Source organism: Saccharopolyspora hattusasensis, from assembly GCF_050972075.1.
Taxonomy (GTDB): Bacteria; Actinomycetota; Actinomycetes; order Mycobacteriales; family Pseudonocardiaceae; genus Saccharopolyspora; species Saccharopolyspora hattusasensis.
Window position 1 is genome coordinate 2,767,173 of record NZ_JBPCDC010000001.1, and the last position, 19,806, is coordinate 2,786,978.

General features: G+C 70.3%; 18 protein-coding genes. 5 read left to right on the top strand and 13 right to left on the bottom strand.

Translation table 11 applies throughout. The annotated features are described in order from the left end of the window. Positions 1-177: 177 nt before the first annotated feature. From ACRXBZ_RS12335 to ftsY, 6 genes are all read right to left on the bottom strand, one after another. Positions 178-762 carry an AAA family ATPase gene (locus ACRXBZ_RS12335; RefSeq protein ID WP_433879244.1) on the bottom strand — a complete coding sequence of 195 codons (585 nt, stop codon included), beginning with the start codon at positions 760-762 and terminating at the stop codon, positions 178-180. 581 nt (positions 763-1,343) lie between these two features. Further along, the gene (locus ACRXBZ_RS12340; RefSeq protein WP_433879245.1) at positions 1,344-1,682 is read right to left on the bottom strand and encodes a P-II family nitrogen regulator; all 339 of its coding nucleotides are present in this window, start codon (positions 1,680-1,682) and stop codon (positions 1,344-1,346) included. Further along, positions 1,679-3,016 carry an ammonium transporter gene (locus ACRXBZ_RS12345; RefSeq protein WP_433879246.1) on the bottom strand — a complete coding sequence of 446 codons (1,338 nt, stop codon included), beginning with the start codon at positions 3,014-3,016 and terminating at the stop codon, positions 1,679-1,681. The genes ACRXBZ_RS12340 and ACRXBZ_RS12345 overlap by 4 nt, the downstream gene beginning before the upstream one ends. A 122-nt stretch (positions 3,017-3,138) precedes the next feature. Continuing rightward, positions 3,139-4,359, bottom strand: coding sequence for a CynX/NimT family MFS transporter (locus ACRXBZ_RS12350; RefSeq protein ID WP_433879247.1), 1,221 nt, complete (start codon positions 4,357-4,359; stop codon positions 3,139-3,141). Further along, a complete protein-coding gene (locus ACRXBZ_RS12355) occupies positions 4,356-5,045 on the bottom strand; it encodes a FadR/GntR family transcriptional regulator (RefSeq protein WP_433879248.1) in 690 nt (229 codons plus the stop codon). Before ACRXBZ_RS12355 ends, ACRXBZ_RS12350 begins: the two co-directional genes overlap by 4 nt. A 190-nt stretch (positions 5,046-5,235) precedes the next feature. Further along, positions 5,236-6,651, bottom strand: coding sequence for a signal recognition particle-docking protein FtsY (ftsY, locus tag ACRXBZ_RS12360; protein WP_433879249.1), 1,416 nt, complete (start codon positions 6,649-6,651; stop codon positions 5,236-5,238). A 139-nt stretch (positions 6,652-6,790) separates the two neighbouring features. On the opposite strand from ftsY, the gene ACRXBZ_RS12365 reads away from it, so the two are divergent. Further along, a complete protein-coding gene (locus ACRXBZ_RS12365) occupies positions 6,791-8,023 on the top strand; it encodes an anhydro-N-acetylmuramic acid kinase (protein WP_433879250.1) in 1,233 nt (410 codons plus the stop codon). A 9-nt stretch (positions 8,024-8,032) separates the two neighbouring features. After that, positions 8,033-9,544 (top strand): sodium:solute symporter, encoded by a 1,512-nt coding sequence (locus ACRXBZ_RS12370; protein ID WP_433879251.1) that lies wholly within the window; start codon positions 8,033-8,035, stop codon positions 9,542-9,544. A gap of 54 nt (positions 9,545-9,598) precedes the next feature. Here the strand turns inward: ACRXBZ_RS12370 and ACRXBZ_RS12375 are convergent, their stop codons facing one another. Together ACRXBZ_RS12375 and ACRXBZ_RS12380 are read right to left on the bottom strand one after the other, a co-directional pair. Then, a complete protein-coding gene (locus tag ACRXBZ_RS12375) occupies positions 9,599-10,228 on the bottom strand; it encodes a hypothetical protein (protein ID WP_433879252.1) in 630 nt (209 codons plus the stop codon). A gap of 318 nt (positions 10,229-10,546) precedes the next feature. Continuing rightward, positions 10,547-11,455: an IS5 family transposase gene (locus ACRXBZ_RS12380; RefSeq protein ID WP_433877464.1), complete on the bottom strand. Its 909-nt coding sequence runs from the start codon at positions 11,453-11,455 to the stop codon at positions 10,547-10,549. 275 nt (positions 11,456-11,730) lie between these two features. On the opposite strand from ACRXBZ_RS12380, the gene ACRXBZ_RS12385 reads away from it, so the two are divergent. Next, entirely contained in the window at positions 11,731-12,030 is a 300-nt protein-coding gene (locus ACRXBZ_RS12385) for a hypothetical protein (protein ID WP_168584969.1), read from the top strand. A 22-nt stretch (positions 12,031-12,052) separates the two neighbouring features. On the opposite strand, the gene smc is transcribed toward ACRXBZ_RS12385, so the two are convergent. Next, a complete protein-coding gene (smc, locus tag ACRXBZ_RS12390) occupies positions 12,053-15,787 on the bottom strand; it encodes a chromosome segregation protein SMC (protein ID WP_433879253.1) in 3,735 nt (1,244 codons plus the stop codon). A gap of 117 nt (positions 15,788-15,904) precedes the next feature. Further along, entirely contained in the window at positions 15,905-16,198 is a 294-nt protein-coding gene (locus ACRXBZ_RS12395; RefSeq protein WP_433879254.1) for an acylphosphatase, read from the bottom strand. Between the two features lie 149 nt (positions 16,199-16,347). Here ACRXBZ_RS12395 and ACRXBZ_RS12400 point away from each other — a divergent pair, with 149 nt between their 5' ends. Further along, the gene (locus tag ACRXBZ_RS12400) at positions 16,348-16,833 is read left to right on the top strand and encodes a hypothetical protein (RefSeq protein ID WP_433879255.1); all 486 of its coding nucleotides are present in this window, start codon (positions 16,348-16,350) and stop codon (positions 16,831-16,833) included. Beyond that, entirely contained in the window at positions 16,833-17,021 is a 189-nt protein-coding gene (locus ACRXBZ_RS12405; protein ID WP_433879256.1) for a hypothetical protein, read from the top strand. The genes ACRXBZ_RS12400 and ACRXBZ_RS12405 overlap by 1 nt, the downstream gene beginning before the upstream one ends. A gap of 20 nt (positions 17,022-17,041) precedes the next feature. On the opposite strand, the gene ACRXBZ_RS12410 is transcribed toward ACRXBZ_RS12405, so the two are convergent. The 3 genes from ACRXBZ_RS12410 to ACRXBZ_RS12420 all read right to left on the bottom strand — a co-directional run bounded on the left by ACRXBZ_RS12410 (position 17,042) and on the right by ACRXBZ_RS12420 (position 19,800). Continuing rightward, positions 17,042-17,665: a nucleoside/nucleotide kinase family protein gene (locus ACRXBZ_RS12410; protein WP_433879257.1), complete on the bottom strand. Its 624-nt coding sequence runs from the start codon at positions 17,663-17,665 to the stop codon at positions 17,042-17,044. 81 nt (positions 17,666-17,746) lie between these two features. Continuing rightward, positions 17,747-18,550, bottom strand: a complete 804-nt coding sequence (locus ACRXBZ_RS12415; RefSeq protein ID WP_433879258.1) for an ESX secretion-associated protein EspG — start codon at positions 18,548-18,550, stop codon at positions 17,747-17,749. Positions 18,551-18,552: 2 nt separating this feature from the next. Beyond that, positions 18,553-19,800, bottom strand: coding sequence for a PPE domain-containing protein (locus ACRXBZ_RS12420; RefSeq protein WP_433879259.1), 1,248 nt, complete (start codon positions 19,798-19,800; stop codon positions 18,553-18,555). Positions 19,801-19,806: the final 6 nt, after the last annotated feature.

Genomic DNA, 19,806 nt, shown 5'->3' on the forward strand with positions numbered 1-19,806 from the left:
GGGCGTCGCTTGCGCATTTCGAACCGCGCGCTCAGCTGGACGCACACCCTGTTGCCAGTCACCCGCAGCTCGATCGTTCTCAGCCTGGCGCGACGACCTCCTGCCGCAGCGCCAGACACCCAGCCTAGCGATCGGGATCTGGGCACGCGGCGGTGGCCCGGCCCAACGGGACGTAGGTCACGCCACCACGTCCAACCGGAGGCCGTCCTCGACCTGCTTCCGGGTGAACAGGTGCACCTGGTACCAGCCGTACGGCGCAACGCCGCCGCACAGCCGATAGTGCATCCGGTCGGCCCGCAGCACGTGCCGTTGGAACGACCTGGAGCGGACCAGCCGTCCGCGTGCCTGCTGCCCGGCCAACGCCTCGCGCGCATCCGCGTGCAGCCACACCAGCACACGCTGCCGACCGGTAAGCCAACCGAACATCAGCAGCAGCACGCGGGTCGTGGCGCGGGTGGCGGGTTCGTGCGCGACGACCGGACCGGACGCGCGCAGGCACTTCCAGGCGATGCGACTGCGGTGCACCAAATGCACCAGCGGGCGGTAGTACCGGTAGGGCAGGCGGGCCGGGAGGACCTTGCGCAGCCGAGCGCGGACCTGGTCGGAGTCCAGCGTCGAGATGTCCTTGCCGCCGTGCAGCTTCCGGAGCACCGTGCTTTTGCCCGCGCCCGGCAGGCCGGCCAGGACGACGAGCGAGCGGCGGCCGACGCGCACCGTCGGCGGCGGGCTGGCTGGCGAAGGAAGTACGTCCGGTATGTCCACGACGACATCGAGGTTACGCGTTGATCAATCTCGGGCGGCCGCCCGAGTGCGCAACGCCACCGAACGCGGAGAAGCGGGAGGCGGCCCGTTCCCCCCGGACGAGCCGCCTCCCGCACCATCACCATCCCCCTGGTGCGCTACGGGATATCGCACCCGGCCCGCGTGGGCGACCGTGTCCCCCCGGCCACCCACGCGACCCCAACGCGACCGCGAAGCCCGGTTTTTCCGCCCGACCCCCAGTACGGGCGGGGCCCCCTCCGGTTTTCTCCTCTACCGCGTCGCACTTGGAAGTCTGCCGCCTGGCGGGGCCCCGCGAGACCGTGAAGCCCCCTGAGTGCGGCTGCGTAGTGTTACGCACTCGCCACCGCCCGATCCGCGAAATCCACTCACCCGACGCCGACGGACCGGACGTTTGGCCTGTTCAGGCCCCGTGAGTGCTACTGGGCGCCATAGCACCGGAAACCACTCACGGGTCGGACACCGGAGGCCAGTCGGCGCCTGAGGGCCTTTAGCAGGCGAAATGCGAAGGGCACCGCCGACCCGTTGGATCGGTGGTGCCCCTCGACTCGGCCCGGAACGGATCAGATCGCCTCGACCCCGGTTTCTCCGGTGCGCACCCGGACCACGGTGTCCACCGAGGTCACCCAGACCTTGCCGTCGCCGACCCGGCCGGTGCGCGCGGCGGAAACGATCCCGTCGACCACCTTGTCCACGTTGGACTCGTCGACGAGGACCTCGACCCGCAGCTTCTCGATGAAGTCCACCGCGTACTCGGCGCCCCGGTACACCTCCGTGTGGCCCTTCTGGCGGCCGTAGCCCTGCGTCTGGCTGACGGTCATGCCCAACACCCCGAGCCGCTCCAGCGCGTCCTTCACGTCGTCCAGTTTGGACGGTTGAACGATCGCGGTCACCAGTTTCATGCGCGGCTGCCCTCCAGCTTGCGTTCGACCTCGTCGGCCGGCACCGCGGAGCGCCGCGTGGAACGCTCGGCGCCGAAGTGGTACGCGGTCTCGGCGTGCTCAGTCTCGTCGATGCCCACGGCCTCGTCCTCGGCGCTCACCCGGAACCCGACGATCGCCTTGACCAGCAGCGCCAGCACCAGGCTGAGCACGAAGGAGTAGGCGAGCACCGCGACCGCGCCGACGGCCTGCCGCCAGAGCTGGTCGAACCCGCCGCCGTAGAACAGCCCATCGACCCCGGCCGGGGCGGCCGACGAGGCGAACAGACCGACCAGCAGGGTGCCCATCAGGCCGCCGACCAGGTGCACGCCGACGACGTCCAGCGAGTCGTCGTAGCCGACCTTGTACTTGAGGCTCACGGCCAGCGCGCACACCACGCCGGTGATCGCTCCGACGGCGATCGCGCCCAGCGGGGTCACCGATGAGCAGGCCGGGGTGATCGCCACGAGGCCCGCGACGATGCCGGAGGCGGCGCCGAGCGTGGTGGCGTGACCGTCGCGGATGCGTTCCGCGAGCAGCCAGCCGAGCATCGCGGCGCTGGTCGCCACCAGGGTGTTCACCAGCGTGACCGCGGCGGTGGTGTTGGCCGCCAGCGCCGATCCGGCATTGAACCCGAACCAGCCGAACCACAGCAGGCCCGCACCGAGCACCACGAACGGCAGGTTGTGCGGCTTGCCCGGGTCCTTCGGCCAGCTCCGGCGCTTGCCGAGCACCAGGGCCAGCGCCAGCGCGGCGGCACCCGCGTTGATGTGCACCGCGGTGCCACCGGCGAAGTCGATCGCGGCCAACCGGTTGGCGATCCAGCCGCCGACGGCGGTCACGTTGCCCGCATCGTCCTTCGTGTCGAAGGCGAAGACCCAGTGCGCGACCGGGAAGTACACGATCACGGCCCACAGCCCGGCGAACAGCAGCCAGGGGCCGAAGCGGGCCCGGTCGGCGATCGCGCCGGAGATCAGCGCGACGGTGATGATCGCGAACATCGCCTGGAAGCCGACGAACGCCAGCGTCGGGATGGTGCCGGAGACCTGGTCCTCGCCGAGCAGCGAGCTGAGCCCGAAGAACTCCGCCGGGTTGCCTAGCAGCCCGGCGCCGCCGATGTCGGAGCCGAACGCGGTGGAGTAGCCGATGAGCACCCACAGCACGCCCACCACGCCGATGCTGCCGAGGCTCATCATCAGCATGTTGAGCACGCCGCGCGAACGCACCATGCCGCCGTAGAAGAACGCCAGACCAGGGGTCATGAGCAGGACGAGCGCCGCGCTCACGAGCACCCATGCGGTGTCGCCTGAATTCACATTGCCTCCCGATGCGGACCGAGTTGGCCCGCATCCTGTGGAATGCCTGTTTCAGGGGACTCGTTTCGCTGTAACGCGGCCGTGAATTCCGGCTCACCGCGCGTTACAGCCGTGCTGTGAGATCACCGCCGTGTTTCGTCGCCGATCACCGAAGGCACCTGGACCGGCCGCCCGGCCAGCAGGCCCATGCAGAGCCAGACCGCCGAACAGGCCAGCAGCAGCACCAGCGGCGCGATCCAGCCACCGGTCACGTCGTGCAGCAGCCCGATCAGGAGCGGGCCGGCCGCGGCGATGAGATACCCGCCGCCCTGCGCCATCCCGGACAGCGCCGTGGTGGTGTCGCTGTCCGGCGAGCGCAGCCCGAACAGCGTCAGCGCCAAGCCGAACGCCGCGCCCTGCGCCAGGCCGAGCACGACCACCGCCGGCCACAGCGCGGCGGTCGGGCCGACGAGGATGCCGGTGAAGCCGAGCATGAGCAGCGCCGCCAGCACCACGGCGATCAAGCGCTGGTCGCGGAGCCGGTGGCACAGCACGGGCACGCTCATCGATCCGATAGCCTGCACCGCCGCCTGGATGCCCAGCGCCAGACCGGCGAGCTCGGGGCTCATGCCCCGGCTCTGCAGCATCGTCGGCAGCCAGCCGAACGTGACGTAGGCCATCGCCGACTGCATCCCCATGAAGACGGTGACCTGCCAGGCCAGCGGGTTGCGCCACAACCGGCCGCCGCTCGACGGCAGCGGCGGTGCGCCAGAGCTGCGCCGCAGCGCAAAGAGGCTGATCACCAGGGCCAGCAGGACGGGAAGGGCCAGCAATCCGAGCGGAGCGCGCCAGGCGGAGGCCATGGCGGCGCCGATCGGCACGACCACGCTGGCCGCGATCGCGCCGCCCAGCGTCAGGCACATCGTGTAGACCGCCGTGATCACCGGCACCTTGTGCGGGAAGTCCCGCTTGATCAGGCCCGGCAGCGCCACGTTCGCCACGGCGATCCCGGCCCCGACCACGACCGTGCCGGCCAGCAGCGTCCAGATCGACCCCAGCGCGCGCAGCGAGTTGCCGACCAGTAGCACCAGCAGGCAGCCGACCAGCACCTTCTCGTCGCCGAACCGCTGCCGGAGCTTCGACGTGACGAACGCGAACACCCCCAGGCACACCACGGGCAACGTGGTCAGCACGCCGCCGAAGGTGTTCGACACCCCCAGGTCCTGCTGGATCTGTTCCAACAGTGGTGCGACGGCGGTGAACGGCGGTCGCAGCGCCAGCGCCACCAGCACGACCAGGACCAGGGGGGCCGCCGCGGCGGTGCCCACCGGAGTGGCCGTCGGCTGCTGGACTCGGGTGCTCACTGCTCGTTTCCCCTCTCGTCGAGAACGCCCGCGAGGGACGTCAGGCTCGGCTGGATCACGGCATGCGCGGCCGCTGCGGCGGCCTCCGGGTCGCCCTCGACGATCGCGTCCAGCAGCGCCCGGTGCGTGATCGGCCCGCCTTCGGTCAGCGCGGAGTCCGCGCGGATCGTCTTCAGGCTTTCCTGGAGGCGTTCGCCCAGGTAGCGGTACATCTCCGAGAGCAGCGGGTTGCGCGCCGCCGCCACGATCGCGACGTGGAAGTCGACATCGGCAGCGGCGAAGGTGTCGGGCGAGTCCGCGCGGTCGCGCAGGTCGAGCAGCTCGCGCAGCCGACGGACGTCGGCGTCGTCGCGACGCACCGCGGCCAGCCGCGCGGCCTGCACGTCGTAGGCGAGCTGAACCTCGAAGACGTCCCGCACCTCGGCCAGCCGCAACTGCCGAAGCATCGGCGCCGGGTCGGCGGTGGACACGACGAAGGTGCCGGCGCCCTGCCGGGCCTCCAACCGCCCGAGGTGCACCAGAGCCCGCACGGCTTCCCGGACCACCGTCCGGCTCACCCCGAGCTCGGCGACCAGTTCCAGCTCGGTCGGAATCCGCTCGCCGGGAGCCCAAGCACCACCGACCAGCTGCTCGTTGAGAGCGGCGATGACCTCGTCCACGGAAGACCGATGCCCAACCATCCGCATGCCAACACCTCCGGCAGAACCGTATGCCAGACGTCAGTCGTCAGACAATCCGAAGAGTGGAACCGGTCACCGACACCGCACGAGCAGGGCTGCCAGGAACGCGGGAAACCAGACAGAGGCCTGGCTGAACTGCGGACAGCAGACGGCCCCCGCACCGAAGGGGTGGTGCGGGGGCCGCGGTGTCGGTGGGTCAGCCCAGGAGGGCGTCCACGAAGGCTCCTGGTTCGAAGGGCGCCAGGTCGTCCGGGCCTTCTCCGAGGCCCACCAGCTTCACCGGGACACCAAGCTCCCGCTGGACCTGGAAGACGATGCCGCCCTTGGCCGTGCCGTCCAGCTTGGTCAGCGCGATGCCCGTCACGGCGACGACGTCGGAGAACACCCGCGCCTGCGTCAGGCCGTTCTGGCCCGTCGTCGCGTCCAGCACCAGAAGCACCTCGTCGACCTGGGCCTTCTTCTCCACGACGCGCTTGACCTTGCCCAGCTCGTCCATCAGGCCCGTCTTCGTGTGCAGCCGGCCCGCGGTGTCGACCAGGACCGCGTCCACCGCGGTGTCGCTGCCGCGGCTGACCGCCTCGAACGCCACGCTCGCCGGGTCGGCGCCTTCCTTTCCGCGCACCACCTCGGCACCCACCCGGTGCCCCCAGGTGGCGAGCTGCTCGACGGCCGCGGCGCGGAACGTGTCGGCCGCGCCGAGCAGCACCGTCCGCCCGTCCGCGACCAGCACCCGCGCCAGCTTGCCGGTGGTGGTGGTCTTGCCGGTGCCGTTGACCCCGACGACCAGCACCACGGCCGGTTTCCCGCCGTCGGCCGGGTTGCCGTGCGGCAGCGCCTGGACCGCGCGCTCCATATCCGGGCCGAGGGCGTCCACCAGGACCTCGCGCAGCAGTGCGCGCGCCTCGTCCGGGGTCCGGATGCCGCGCGTGGCGATCTCGGTGCGCAGCCGCTCGGTGATCTCCGTGGTGGTCGCCGCGCCCAGGTCGGCCAGCAGGAGGGTGTCCTCGATCTCCTCCCAGGAGTCCTCGTCGAGGTCGCCCGCGCCGAGCAGGCCCAGCAGGCCCTGGCCGAAGGTCGACCGGGAGCGGGAGAGCCGGCCGCGCAGCCGCTCCAGCCGCCCCGAGGTCGGCTCGATCTCCTCGATCTCCTCGGGCACCGCGGGCGCCGGCTCCGGCACCGGCTCGACGCGTTCCTGCTCCGGGACCTCGACCGGCGGGACCTCGACCGGCGGTTCCTTCGCCGGAGGCTCCTCGACCGGTGCCTCTTCGGTCGCCGTCGAGCCGTCCGGCAGCTGCACATCCACGATGCCGCGGCGCTCGCTGTCGCGGGGCACCGCCGCGTCGTCGCCTACCCCGGGCTGGCCCTCCATCTCGGTGCGCTCGCCTGCAGGATGCTCCGGCGGAGCCGCCGTGGTGGTGCCGCCGCTGGACAGGCTGATTCCGCCGTCGGCGCGATATCCGCCGCCCTTGACGGCCTCGGTCGGGCCGGCGTTTTCGTCCCGTTCGCTCAGGCTGATCCGCCGCCGGCGGTTGAGCACGACACCGGCGACCACGGCGATCGCCAGCACCACCACGACGGCGACGATGATCAGAATCAGGGTTGAGGTGGTCACGGACCCATCCTCCCACCTGGTCATACCGGCCCCTGAACGCGCCCAGCGCACGAGGCGAGTCGCAGCCACCGCCCACCGCGCCGGGGGCGGAATCGGGCACCGGAAAATTCCGGCACACTAAGTGAGCAATTCACCAACAATGCCCGCGATACGCTTGCGTTTACCGGCCGGTGTGGAATACACCACATACGTGGCTTGGTGGCGGGTAATCGGACTGCTCTCCGGCACGTCGATGGACGGCGTCGACGTGGCAGCTGCCGAACTGCGGCTGGACGGCGACACCGTGGAGCTCCGCCCGCTGGGAGCCACCGTTGTTCCCTACCCGGAAGTCCTGCGCGAGAAGTTGCCCGCCGTGCTTCCGCCCGCCGCTTGCAGCGCCGAAGACCTGTGCCGGCTCGACACCTACGTGGGCCAGCAGCTGGCGGCGGCGGCCCGCCTCGGGGTGGAGCTCGCGGGAGGCCGCGCGGACCTCGTCGGGTCGCTGGGCCAGACGATCTACCACTGGGTCCAAGGCAGCGGACGGGTCCGCGGCACCTTGCAGATCGGGCAGCCAGCGTGGATCTCCGAGGCCACCGGGCTGCCCGTGGTGTCCGACCTGCGCGCCCGGGACGTCGCCGCCGGCGGCCAGGGCGCCCCGCTGGCGGGCATGTTCGACGCGCTGTGGCTGGCCGACGAGCCCGGCACGACCATCGCCCTGAACATCGGCGGCATCGCCAATATCACCGTCGTCGGCGGCCGGCGCCCGCTGGCCTACGACACCGGCCCGGGCAACGCGCTGATCGACCTCGCGGCCGGGCAGATCACCGGTACCCCGCAGGACACCGACGGGCGCATCGCGGCCACCGGCACCGTGCACCCCGAACTGCTCGAACTGCTGCTCTCCGACGGCTACTACCGGCGGTCGGCACCGAAGTCCACCGGCAAGGAGCACTTCAACGCCGATTACCTGGCCCGGACGCTGGACAAGCTGCCCGCCGAGGTCGGCGATGGCGACCTGGTGGCGACGCTGACCGAGCTCACCGCGCGCACCATCGCCGACGCCTGCCGCACCGAGCACGCGGCGAAGGTCGTCGCGTCCGGCGGCGGGGTGCGCAATCCCGTCCTGCTGGCCGCCTTGCGCCGTCGGCTGGACGCTCCGCTCGTCGTCAGCGACGACCTCGGGCTGCCCGCCGACAGCAAGGAAGCGCACCTGACGGCGCTGCTCGGATTCCTGACCTGGCACGGCATCACCGGCAACACGCCGGGCACCACCGGCGCCGCCGGACCGCGGCTGCTGGGGAGCATCACCCCGGGCTCCGGTCCCCTGCGGTTGCCCGAACCCGCCATCCAGCAGCCGAGGCGGCTGCGACTGCAGCCCGGCCACACCGCCTAGGAGGCTCCAATGCGATCTGTCGACCTCATCGTGATCGGGTTGTACCTGGTCGCGATGCCGGTACTCGGGTTGCTTCTCAGCGGGCGGCAGCGCAGCTCGCGGGACTACTTCATCGGCAGCCGCCAGCTGCCCTGGTGGGCGGTGTGCTTCTCGGTGGTCGCCACCGAGACCTCGACGCTGACGGTGATCAGCGTTCCGACGGTGGCGTACCTCGGCAGCTTCACCTACCTGCAGCTCGCGATCGGGTACCTGATCGGCCGGATCGTGGTGGCGTTCGTGCTGCTGCCCAAGTACTACGCCGGAAACCTGGTCAGCGCCTACGAGTTCCTCGGCCGGCGGTTCGGTTCCGGTTTGCAGGGCACCGCCTCGGTGACGTTCCTGGTGACCCGGCTGCTGGCCGACGGACTGCGGCTGTTCGCCACCGCGATCCCGGTGAAGGTGATGCTGGCCGCGTTCGGCGTGCACATGGCGTACTGGCAGATCGTGCTGATCCTGTCGGTGTTGACGGTGATCTACACCTACCTCGGCGGCATCAAGGCCGTGGTGTGGGTCGACGCCATCCAGATGGCGGTCTACATCGGCGGCTCGGTCCTCGCCGCAGTGGTGCTCGCCGGCCGGTTGCCCGGGGACTGGATGTCGACCGCGTTCGCCTCGGGCAAGTTCGAGCTACTGGACTTCGGCTCGTCGATCATCACGAACCAGTACGCGTTCTTCACCGCCGTGATCGGCGGGGCCGTGTTCGCGATGGCCTCGCACGGCGCCGACCAGCTGATGGTGCAGCGGCTGCTCGCCTGCCGGAACCTCCGGGACAGCCAGCGAGCGCTGATCGCCAGTGGCGTCGTGGTGTTCCTGCAGTTCGCCCTGTTCCTGTTCATCGGCACGATGCTGTGGTCGTTCTTCAACGGTGCCAAGCCCGCCGCGCTCGGAATGGCCAGCAAGGACGAGCTGTTCCCGCAGTTCATCGTCAACGATCTCCCGCCCGGGCTTTCCGGGCTGATGATCGCCGGCATCCTGGCCGCCGCGATGAGCACCCTGGCATCCTCGTTGAACTCGCTGTCCACGTCCACGGTCAGCGACCTCTACCAGCGGATTTCGAAGCGCAAGCTCGACGACTCGACGATCCTGCGGATGGGCAAGGGCTGGACGCTCGTCTGGGCCGTGGTGTTCGTGGTCTTCGCGTCGATGTTCAGCAGCACCGAGAACCCGGTGGTCGAGGTCGGCCTGAGCATCGCCAGCTACACCTACGGCGCGCTGCTGGGCGCTTTCCTGCTGGGGCTGCTGGTGAAGCGGGCCCGGCAGTCGGATGCGGTGATCGCATTCGTGGCGACGATCGTGGTGGTGTTGTTCTTCGTGCTCGGGGTGACCTTCCCCGACGGCGAGGGCGGCGAGAAGGCGCTGGCCTTCCCCTGGTACACGCCACTCGGCGTCATCGTGACGCTCGTGGTGGGCGGGCTCCGGTCGCTGCGCCACCCCCGGCCGGCGCCCGAAGCCGCCATGCAGCGGGTCGAAGAACGCCCGTGAGTGTTTTTGGGTGTCATAGGACCCAAAAACACTCACGGCAGTCAGGCGCTCGGCTCAGCTGGCCGCGATCGAGATGATCGACAGCAGGGTGATCAGGAAGCACAGCGCCAGGCTGCCGCCCATGACCCCCAGGGCCAGGGCCACGCCCGGCGCCTTCTGCGGGGTCGGGCCGATGGCACCGTTCATGAAGACGATCACCGGAGCCGCATAGTGGACGTCGACCTGCTGGCCGGCGTTGACCGGGATGACCGCGGTCGCCTCGCCGACCCGCCACAGGTAGTTGACGTGGATCCCGATCTGGTACTGGCCGGGCGGCAGGTCGACCGGCGTCTTGCCCCAGGTCAAGATCGGCCCCGGCTGCCCGTTGATGGTGACCTGCGGCTTGAAGAACATCAGCATGAACGCGAGCCAGAAGTACGAGCAGTCGATCACGATGCGCCCCATGCCGGGCGGGGGCGGCGCCATCGGTTGGCCCTGCGGCGCGGCCGGAGCCGGCGGCTGCGGCGGGTACCCGCCCTGCTGCGGCATGGGCTGCTGCATTCCCGGCTGCATCTGGGGCTGCGGGTAGCCGCCCAGCTGCGGCATCGGGCCGGACGGCGGGCCATAACCACCGGGCTGTGGCATCGGCTGGCCCTGCGGCGGATATGGCTGCTGCCCCGGCGGGGGGCCGTACGGGTTGGTCATGGAAGCCTCCTGTACCTGGTGGGACCCCGCACTCGGGGTGATGCGGGAACATCCGCGCCCGGTGTCCGGTCGACATCTGCCCCCGAGGATCGATGCCGGACCGCGGAAACATCGTCCCGCATCCGGATCCGGGCGTTGAAACCGAGGTGGCCGACCACACTGAGAGCCTGACTCGTGAATGGTCTGGGTGGGTGGTCGCTTAGCGGAACCTGAGAGGTTCCCTGGACTGCGGGTGCCCCTCCTGATGTATGTCCAATACACGGCGGAGGGGCCGTCCTCGCCAGAAAACCTCTCAGAGACTGTTGGGTAACTGGGTGGTTACGCAGCGATGTTGGTTTCGGCGGTGAGTCGGCGGGCGGCTTCGCGTTCGGTGGCGTTGGACCACCGGATGCTCTGGCCGGCGAGCCGGGTGGCCATGAGGCGGATCATCGCGAGTTTGATCATGTTTTCGGAGTTCGCGGTCAGGCGTTCGTAGTCGCGGGCGAGGCGACGGTTGCGGATCAGCCACCCAAAAGTTCGTTCGACCACCCACCTACGTGGTAGCACCTGGAACCCCTTGACATCGTCGCTGCGTTTGACGATTTCCAGTACCAGTCCGAGTTTTTCCTTCGCCCAGGCCAGCAGGCCGTTGACGACGGAGTTGGCGTATCCGCCATCGGCCCACACCAGAGCGATCGAGGGGAACCGGGCCGCCAGGCGTCGCAGGATCTCGCGCCCGCCGCGCTCCGCGCGGTCCTGCACCGATGCGGAGGTGACCATGACGACCAGCAGCAGGCCGAGGGTGTCCACGACCAGGTGCCGTTTGCGGCCTGTCGTTTTCTTGCCCATATCGAACCCGCGTTCCTGCCCTCCCTCGCTGCTTTTGATGGACTGGGCGTCGAGCACGGCCGCCGACGGGTCCGCCGTGCGTCCGGCCTGGCGCCGAACCTGATCGCGCAGCGCGTCGTGGACACGGTCGATCGTGCCGTCGGCACTCCAGTCCCGAAACCAGCGATAGGCCGCGTCCCAGGGCAGCAGATCACGGGGAATCATCCGCCACTGACAACCCGAACGCAGCACGTAGAAGATCCCGTCCAGCACCAGGCGATCGTCGTATTTCCTTGCCATACCGCCCTTTCGGCGGTCTCGTACCGGCATCAACGGCTCCAGGACCGCCCACACCTCATCGGTCAGACTGGACGGATAACATGGGCGGCGATCATCCCCGCCGGTATCGCAGTTGCACACACAACAAGATCACGGCGGGGATGATCTCTTTGTCATCTCGACACACCGACCGTGATCAACATCACGCCACGCTCAGTGTCGCCCCAGTTACCCAACAGTCTCTCAGAACCCGCCGATGGTCGTCTTGGCAAGCTGAATGCAAGCGGCTACGCCGCTTCCAAGGCGCGTACGGCATTCGCCGACAGGCTCTAATACCCGGCCCTGGCCTTCAGCGGCAGTCCCGCCAGGTCGATGATCTACCCAAACGATCAGCGTGGCTGCGGATGGGGGCTGCGGTGCAGAACATCGATCATGCGGATCTCCGGGCAAAGCTCGGCGCGTATTCGGCGGACGCGTTAGGCGACGTCGAGTGGCTCATGGTGCGCACCCATCTGTGGGAGTGCGCGCCCTGCCAGGCCGAGCTGGGGCGGCCGGAGTTGTGGAATCGCGCTGCGCCGCAGCGGATTTCACCGTCAAAGCCGTCGCGGGACCGTCGGCCGCAGGCGCAGCCGGGCTGGTCGGTGGCGTTCGGCCTCGCACTGGTCGCGGCGCTCGTCGCCTTCGGCGTCGGCTACGCCCTCGGCACCACCGGCTGACCGGTTCCTGGCGGCGGCACGACTACTCTGTGCCGGGACCCGGTTCTCGCGCAGCACTTTCCGACGCCGCAACAGCGCCGCCGTCGGTGCCACCTGACGTCACACCCGGCGCGTCCAGCACCGCTGCGACGTCGCCTTCGGCGGGCTCATCTGGGGCGCCGTCCTTGCGCTTCTTGCCAGAATTGCCGCGCAGGCGTTGGGAAATCACCTGCGTAATGCCGTCGCCGCGCATTGTCACGCCGTACAGGGCGTCGGCGATCTCCATCGTCGGCTTCTGGTGGGTGATGATGATCAGCTGGGAGGTCGTGCGCAGCTGGTCGAGGAGCGTGATCAGGCGCCGCAGGTTGGTGTCGTCGAGCGCCGCCTCGACCTCGTCCATCACGTAGAACGGCGACGGGCGGGCGCGGAAGATCGACACCAGCATGGCCACCGCGGTCAGCGACTTCTCGCCACCGGACAGCAGCGACAGGCGCTTGACCTTCTTGCCCGGCGGCCGGGCCTCGACCTCGACGCCGGTGGTCAGCAGGTCGTTCTCGTCGGTGAGGAGCAGCCGCCCGTCGCCGCCGGGGAACAGCACCTTGAAGACCGTCTCGAATTCCCTCGCCACGTCGTAGAAGGCCGAGGTGAAGACCTCGAGGATCTTGTCGTCGACCTCCTTGACCACGCTGAGCAGGTCGCGGCGGCTGTCCTTGAGGTCTTCGAGCTGGGTGGACAGGAACTTGTAGCGCTCCTCCAGCGCGGCGAACTCCTCCAGCGCCAGCGGGTTCACCTTGCCCAGCAGGGAGAGGTCCTTCTCGGCGCGCTTGGCCCGGCGCTCCTGGGTGGCCCGGTCGAACGGCACCGGCGGCGGCGCGCTGACCTCCTCGCCGCGTTCCTTGGCAGCCTCGTACTCGGCGATCTCGGCGGGTCCCGGCGGAATCGGCACGGTGGGGCCGTATTCGTCGACCAGGTCGTCCAGCCCGATTCCGAAGTCCTCGATGATCTTGGTTTCCAGCTGCTCGATCCGCAACCGCTGCTCCGCACGCACGACTTCGTCGCGGTGCACCGCATCGGTTAGCTTCTCCAGCTCCCCGCTGAGCACTCGCACTCGCGCTCGCACGGCGCCGAGCGCCTGCTCGTGCTCGCTCTGCTTCGCCTGCGCGACGTCCCGCTCCTCCGTCGCGGCGCTCAGCGACAGCGCGATGCGCTCCAGCGCTGTCTCGCAGCCGGTGACAACGGCCTGCGTCACGCGCGCTGCGCGTTCCCGCGCCTTGCGCGCCGCTTCCGCGCGGGAACGCGCTTCGCGCTCGTGGCGGGCCGCGCGGCGCAGTTGATCGGCGCGTCCCTGCACGGCGCGCGCCCGCTCTTCGGCGGTGCGCTGGGTGAGGCGGGCTTCCATTTCCTGTTGCCGCGCCGCATTCAGCTCGGTGCTGAGCCGGTCGCGTTCGCCGGTGTCGGGTTCCGCCGCTTCGTCTTGTTCCGTTTTGACGATGCTCAGGCGCTCTTCGAGTTCCGCGAGCTTGACGAGGGATTGTTCGCGGGACTGCTCGATCTTCACCCGCTGCTGCCGGATCCGGTCGACCTCGGCGGTGGCGGCGCGGGCCGCGCGTTGCAGGCTGGACAGCCGTTCGGTGCTGCGGGCCCGCCGCACCTTGGCGTCGTTGATCTGCTCCTGCACGGCGCGGACTTCGGCACGCCGCGCTTCTTCTTCGGCTCGCGCGCCTTCCAACGCCGCGGAGTGCTGTTCCAGGCGTCGCCCGGCGGCTGCGAGCTCGCGTTCGGCTTCGTCGACGGCGGCTTGCACCTCGATGGTGCTCTGCCGGTCGTCGGAGCCGCCAGCGGCCCAGTGCGCGCCGAGGACATCGCCGCTGGTGGTGACGGCGCGGATTTCGGGGTGCCGCCGCACGAGTTCCTGGGCGTCGGCCAGCGTGTCCACGACCGCGACCTTGTCGAGCGCCTTCGCCACGGCGCCGCGCAACCCGCCCGGGGCGCTGACCAGGTCGGCAGCCCAGCGCGCCGAGCCAGCGAGCGGCGGCCAACCCGACCGATCCATGTCCACAGCGGATTCGATGAGCAGCCCCGCGCGGCCCGCTTCGTCCGCCCTCAGCAGTTCAAGGGCCGTCACAGCGTCGGTGACGCCGCGAACCGCGACGGCGTCGGCGACGGCGCCCAGCGCCGCGGCGAGCGCGGCCTCCGCGCCGGGTTCGACGGTGAGCAGCGCCGCCACCGAGCCGAGCAGGCCCGGCACCCGGTCCCCTGCCGACATGAGCGCGCCCGCGCCGTCCTTGCGCTGCAAGCCCATCGACAGCGCCTCGACGCGCGCCTTCCAGGACGCGATCTCGCGCTCCGCGGTCCGCTCGGCCTTCACCAACTCCTCGACGCGGGCCCGCGCGGCGTCGCGCGCTTCGGCCGCGCCTTCGCGGCGTTCCTGCAGCCCAGCGTCGTCGGAGTCGTAGCCGCCGCTCTCCTCTTCGGCGTCGGCCAGCGCGCGCTCGGCTTCTTCGGCCCGCCCGGTGGCTTCGTCCAGCGAGTCCGACAGTCGCTCGATCTCCTCCGCGGTGTCGCTGACCTTGCCGCGCAACGACTCGACCTGCCCCGACAACCGGGCGGCACCTTCGCGGCGGTCGGCGATCGCCCGCACCGCGGCCAGGTGCGCGTGCTCGGCCTGCTTCAACGCGGATTCCAGCTCCGACCGGCGCTGCACCACCTCGTGGAGCGCCTCGCGGGCCTCTTCGACCTGCTCGCGGAGCTCGACCTCCTGCTCGGCGGCCTCTTCGGCCTCGGCGTCGAGCTGGTCCGGGTCGCGGCCCGGGCGGTGCTCCTCGGTCTGGGAGGTGAGGTGCCGGTGGCGTTCCGCGGCCAGCCGCAGCGTGCCGTGCAAGCGTTCTTCCAGCGCGGATAGCCGGTACCATGTCTCCTGCGCCCGGGACAGCCGCGGCGCGTCGGCGGCGACCTGCTCTTCGAGGGTTTTCTCCTCGGACTGCGCGAACTGCAGCGCGCGCTCGACCTCGGTGCGCTTGGCCCGCGCGGCTTCCTGGTCTGCCTCGTCGCGGGCCAGGTCGGCGCGGGCGGTGACCAGGTCATCGGCGATGAGGCGCAGCCGGGCGTCCCGCAGGTCGGCCTGGACGGTCTGCGCCTTGCGCGCGATCTCGGCCTGCTTGCCGAGCGGCTTGAGCTGGCGGCGCAGCTCGCTGGTCAGGTCGGTCAACCGGGTCAGGTTGGCCTGCATCGCGTCGAGCTTGCGCAGCGCTTTCTCTTTGCGCTTGCGGTGTTTCAGCACGCCCGCGGCCTCTTCGATGAGCCTGCGGTGCTCGTCGGGCTTGGCCTGCAGAATCGTGGCAAGCTGGCCCTGCCCGACGATGACGTGCATCTCGCGGCCGATCCCGGAGTCCGACAGCAGTTCCTGCACGTCCATCAGCCGGCACGAGTTGCCGTTGATCTCGTACTCGCTGGCGCCGTCGCGGAACATCCGGCGGGTGATGGACACCTCGGTGTACTCGATCGGCAGCGCGCCGTCGGAGTTGTCGATGGTCAGCGTGACCTCGGCGCGGCCCAGCGGGGCGCGGCCCGCGGTGCCCGCGAAGATCACGTCCTCCATCTTGCCGCCGCGCAGCGCCTTCGCACCCTGCTCGCCCATCACCCAGGTCAGCGCGTCGAGCACGTTGGACTTGCCCGAGCCGTTCGGGCCGACGACGCAGGTGATGCCGGGTTCGAAGCGCAGCGTGGTGGCCGAGGCGAAGGACTTGAACCCCTTCAGCGTCAGGCTCTTCAGGTGCACGGCTACGATCGGCCTTCCCGTGGTTCGTCTGGTTGACCGGCGGTCACATCCGGCAGAGCCTACCGCTGCGGCCGTCCGCAACCGCGCAGAACCGCTGGTGAGCGGAAACGAAAGCGTTCAGCGCTCCATGAAACCGGTCAGGCCGCCCTTGGGGTCGGACCACTGCTCCGCGACGTGGTCGACGTGGCCCGGGGTCTCGCCAGAGCGCAGCGCGGTCAGCAGCTTCTCGCAAGCTTCCCGGGGACCTTCGGCAACCACCTCGACCCGGCTGCCGGGCCGGTTCGTGGCGCTGCCGACCAGGCCCAGCTCCAGCGCCCGGGCACGCGTCCACCAGCGGAAGCCGACGCCCTGCACCCGCCCGTGCACCCATGCGGTCAGCCGCGCCTGCTGCGAATCCGTCACGCCTGGCATGATGCCGCACGGCCACCGACCGCGCGTCCGGCACCTCCGGCGGCTTGCGCCTACCGCCACGGCCGCCCGGGACGCCGGTATGATCCGCCCGATTCTGGTGGCGGCCGGGTGTTTCGGGGCAGGCCGCCCGGCGAGACGAGTGGGGACCCATGGACCCGATGTTGCTGGAAGACCCGGACGCCCGGCCGAAGCGCCTGGTGATGCTCGCCGTGTCGGGCATTGCGGTGGCCACCGTCTTCGCGACGACCGCCGCGGCGGTCGTCAGCGCGCAGCAGCACGACGCGGCGACGCCGGACTTCACGCTGAAGCCGACCACCACGTCCCGGCCGGCGGAGACGTTCGCCACGCCGCCGCTGCTGCCCCCGCCGGAGATGAGCAGCATCGAAGCTTCGGAGACGTCCAAGAGCAGGAGCAAGTCCGCGTCGTCGTCCACGTTGCCCGTGCCCAGCAGCGAAACCCCCACGGATGTCCCGGCGCCGATGCCGCCGGAGCCGCACCCCACGCCGTCTCCTACGCCGCGGCCGACGCCGACGATCACCGAGCCCACGACCCCGACCAAACCGCCCACGCCGACGACCGAGCCGCCCACTACGTCGGATCCCACCGACTCGCAGACGTTCGATGGTGACGACTGATGACGCTGGCCGTGCACTCCTGCCGGTCGCTGTGCTCGTGGCACCGGACTCCCAAGCAGCTCAACGGGTTTCCGTTGCTGGCCTGCCGCGGCTGCGGGTCGCAGTGGATCCGCAGCGAGCCGTGGACGCCCATCGACCACACCGGCCGCATCCCCGGCGACGTGCGGGCGGAACTCGCCGAACGCTGACGCAGACCCTCGCCGGGAGATCACTGCGGATCGCCGACAACAACGAGATCGGCCCGCTCCCGACTCGCCGCGACGACCGCGGCATTCCGCTCGTCGCTCCCGTAAACCCACTCCTCGGCCTCGTCCGGCGTCCGCCCGTAACTGATGTGCCGCGCGATAAGCCGCTGCACCCGGACATCGTCATCAGGCGCGAGGAACCAGGCTTCGTCGAGCAAATCCCGAACCGCCGACCAGGGCGGCATGTCCAGCAGCAGGTAGTTGCCTTCGGTGATCACCAGCGGAACACCGGGCTCGATAGGAATCGCCCCCGCATACGATTCCTCGATCTCCCGGCGGAATTCGGGGGCGTAAACGCTGTCCGGGCCGCATTCCCGAATCCGCCGCAGCAGCGCGACGTACCCGGCAGCGTCGAAGGTGTCGGGAGCACCCTTCCGGTCCGCCCGCCCAAGCCGCCGCAACTGGGCATTGGCCAGGTGGAACCCGTCCATCGGCACGAGAACGGCGGAGCCGCCGAGCTCCCGTAGAACCCGCTCGGCCACGGTCCCCTTCCCGGCACCGGGAGCCCCGGCGATCCCCAAGATCTTCCGCTGCCCACTCGCGGCCAACTCCCGAGCCCGCTTGACCAGCTCCACGTACCCGACCAACCCACACCTCCGCGCAACGGACCTGGCGAACCGCCCGTGAGTACTTCTGGGCGCTCTGGCACCCAAAAGTACTCACGGCCTTCAGTCTTGCCAGAGTTCCGCGAGTAGCTCTCTAGTGTATTCCGCTATTCTCGCGTTGTCCGCCGGGGCTATCGTGCTCCAGCGGCGGCCGTCTCCGCTGGGCCGGACCACGTGGCTGTAGCGGCCCCGGTCCGTATCGTGGAACGCCACGACCCTGTTGGCCCGTTCCGGTTTGCCGCCTCGGTTCGGGCAGGCCTCCACGCCGAACTGGCCGCGGATTCCCATGCCGTCGGCCATGTTCGCGACGTCGGCGGCGTCGTCCGGGGCGATGCCCAGGGCTCGGAGTTCGTCGGTGAACAGCAGTGGGCTGTTCGGGCCCGCGTGGTCGCTGGCTTCCCGGAGGATGTCGTTGGGCAGGCTCACCGCGCGGCCCGGGCCGGGCGGGACCTCGCCCGCCACCGACACCGCCGCCGCCGCCAGCGAACTCCCCCGGACCGGGGTGAGCTCGACGATGTCACCGTCCACAATGGTCAACAGGCCGGCGGCGCCGTTCGCCGAGGCCAGGGCGCGGATCGGCCGGTCGGCCCAGATCCGCACGTCGATGCTGCGCTGCGGCCGGTTCAGCAGGCCGAGCAGGTCGGCGACGTCGACGTCGACGCGGTCGCGGTTGGTCTCGGCGAGGCGGCGCCGGCGAAGCCCGGCCCACACGTCCGCGACGAGTTGGGCGCGCTCGGTGAAGGTCGTTCCCGGGCTCGGCACGTTGAGGATGATGTGCCGGCGCTCCGTGAGTTTCTCCGCCTCGCACACCACGTCGAATTCCAACGCGGAGAGCACGATCGGGTCGGCTTCTGCTCCAGGGCGCAACGTCAGTCCCGCTTCTTCGGCTCGTCGTCGTCGGATTCTTCGTCGGATTCGGTGCCCGGCTCGAAGTGCCCCAGCACCGGCGGGGCGACCAGCCGCTCGTCGTCGAACGGGGTTTCCTCGGCTACGTACTTGTTCTCGTGCTCCGCATCCTCGCTGCGCTTCTCGCCGCGAGTCGCCGCCGGACCCATCAGCGAACCGGCGCCCGGACGGCTGCCCGGGGTGCTGCCTGCGGCCCGCCCGGCCACCGTGTCGCCAGGTCCGCCGCCGATGCCGGACGAACCGCCCCGGCCCAGCCCGGTGGTTCCGCCACCGGCGCCCGCGCCGGCCGGGGTGCGGCCGCCGAGCATTCGGCTCGCCGCGTAGGCGCCGACACCGGCAACCGCCGCGCCACCGGCCGCGATGCCGAGCACCGTGCCGGTGTTGATGCCGCCGCTCGTCCCGGCAGCCTCCGGCGTCTGGTCCGCCTCGCCGCCGGTGTCGCGCTTGTCCGGGTGCCGGTCGCTGCCGCTCCGGTCGCCAGGCACCGGCGGAGCCGTGCGGTCACCGCGCGGGGTCCCGCCGCCGGCGTTGCCCCCGCCGACGACCCCGCCCAGCACACCGGCATCGCTCGCGCCGCCGCCGTAGTAGCCGCCGACCGAACCCACGCCCGCGCCGATTCCCGGCATGCCCGTCCCTGACGCCGACTGCGCCGCCACCGTGGCCGGCGGCATCTCGGGCAACGGCTGGTAGGAATCCGCCTGGTTGACGGAAGTGTTGCGGTACGAGACGAGAGCCGCCTGCGCGGCCTGCTTCTGTGCCTCGATCTGCCTGGCTTCTTTGTCGTAGTCGCTCTCGTAGCCGAAGGCTCCGCCAGCCCATTCGAGCACGTTCTCCGACTGCTTGTGCTTGAGCTCGTCGTTGTTCGGCAGCCCGTTGCGGGCCGACTCGTAGCCCCGCCCCTGCGCGTCGACGCTGTCCGCCGAAGTCTTCAGGGGATCCGGGGCGTCGGCCATGAAGACGGATTGCTGCTGCACCGCGGCCGCCGCGAGGCTCCCGGCGTTGCCCTCCCAGGCGATCTGCAGCTTCCCGAGCTCGCGGCGCAGCGTCTCGTCGAGGTCGACGACCACCTGCACGCACTCGTCCAGCGCCCGCACCGCGCCCTGCATCGACTCCGCGCCGCGCCCCTGCTTGATCTGCGTGATCCATTCCTGTAGCTGGGGGATGTCCATCCCCTCGAACCGGATATCGCGGATCGGATCGATGCTGGTCACGACTTC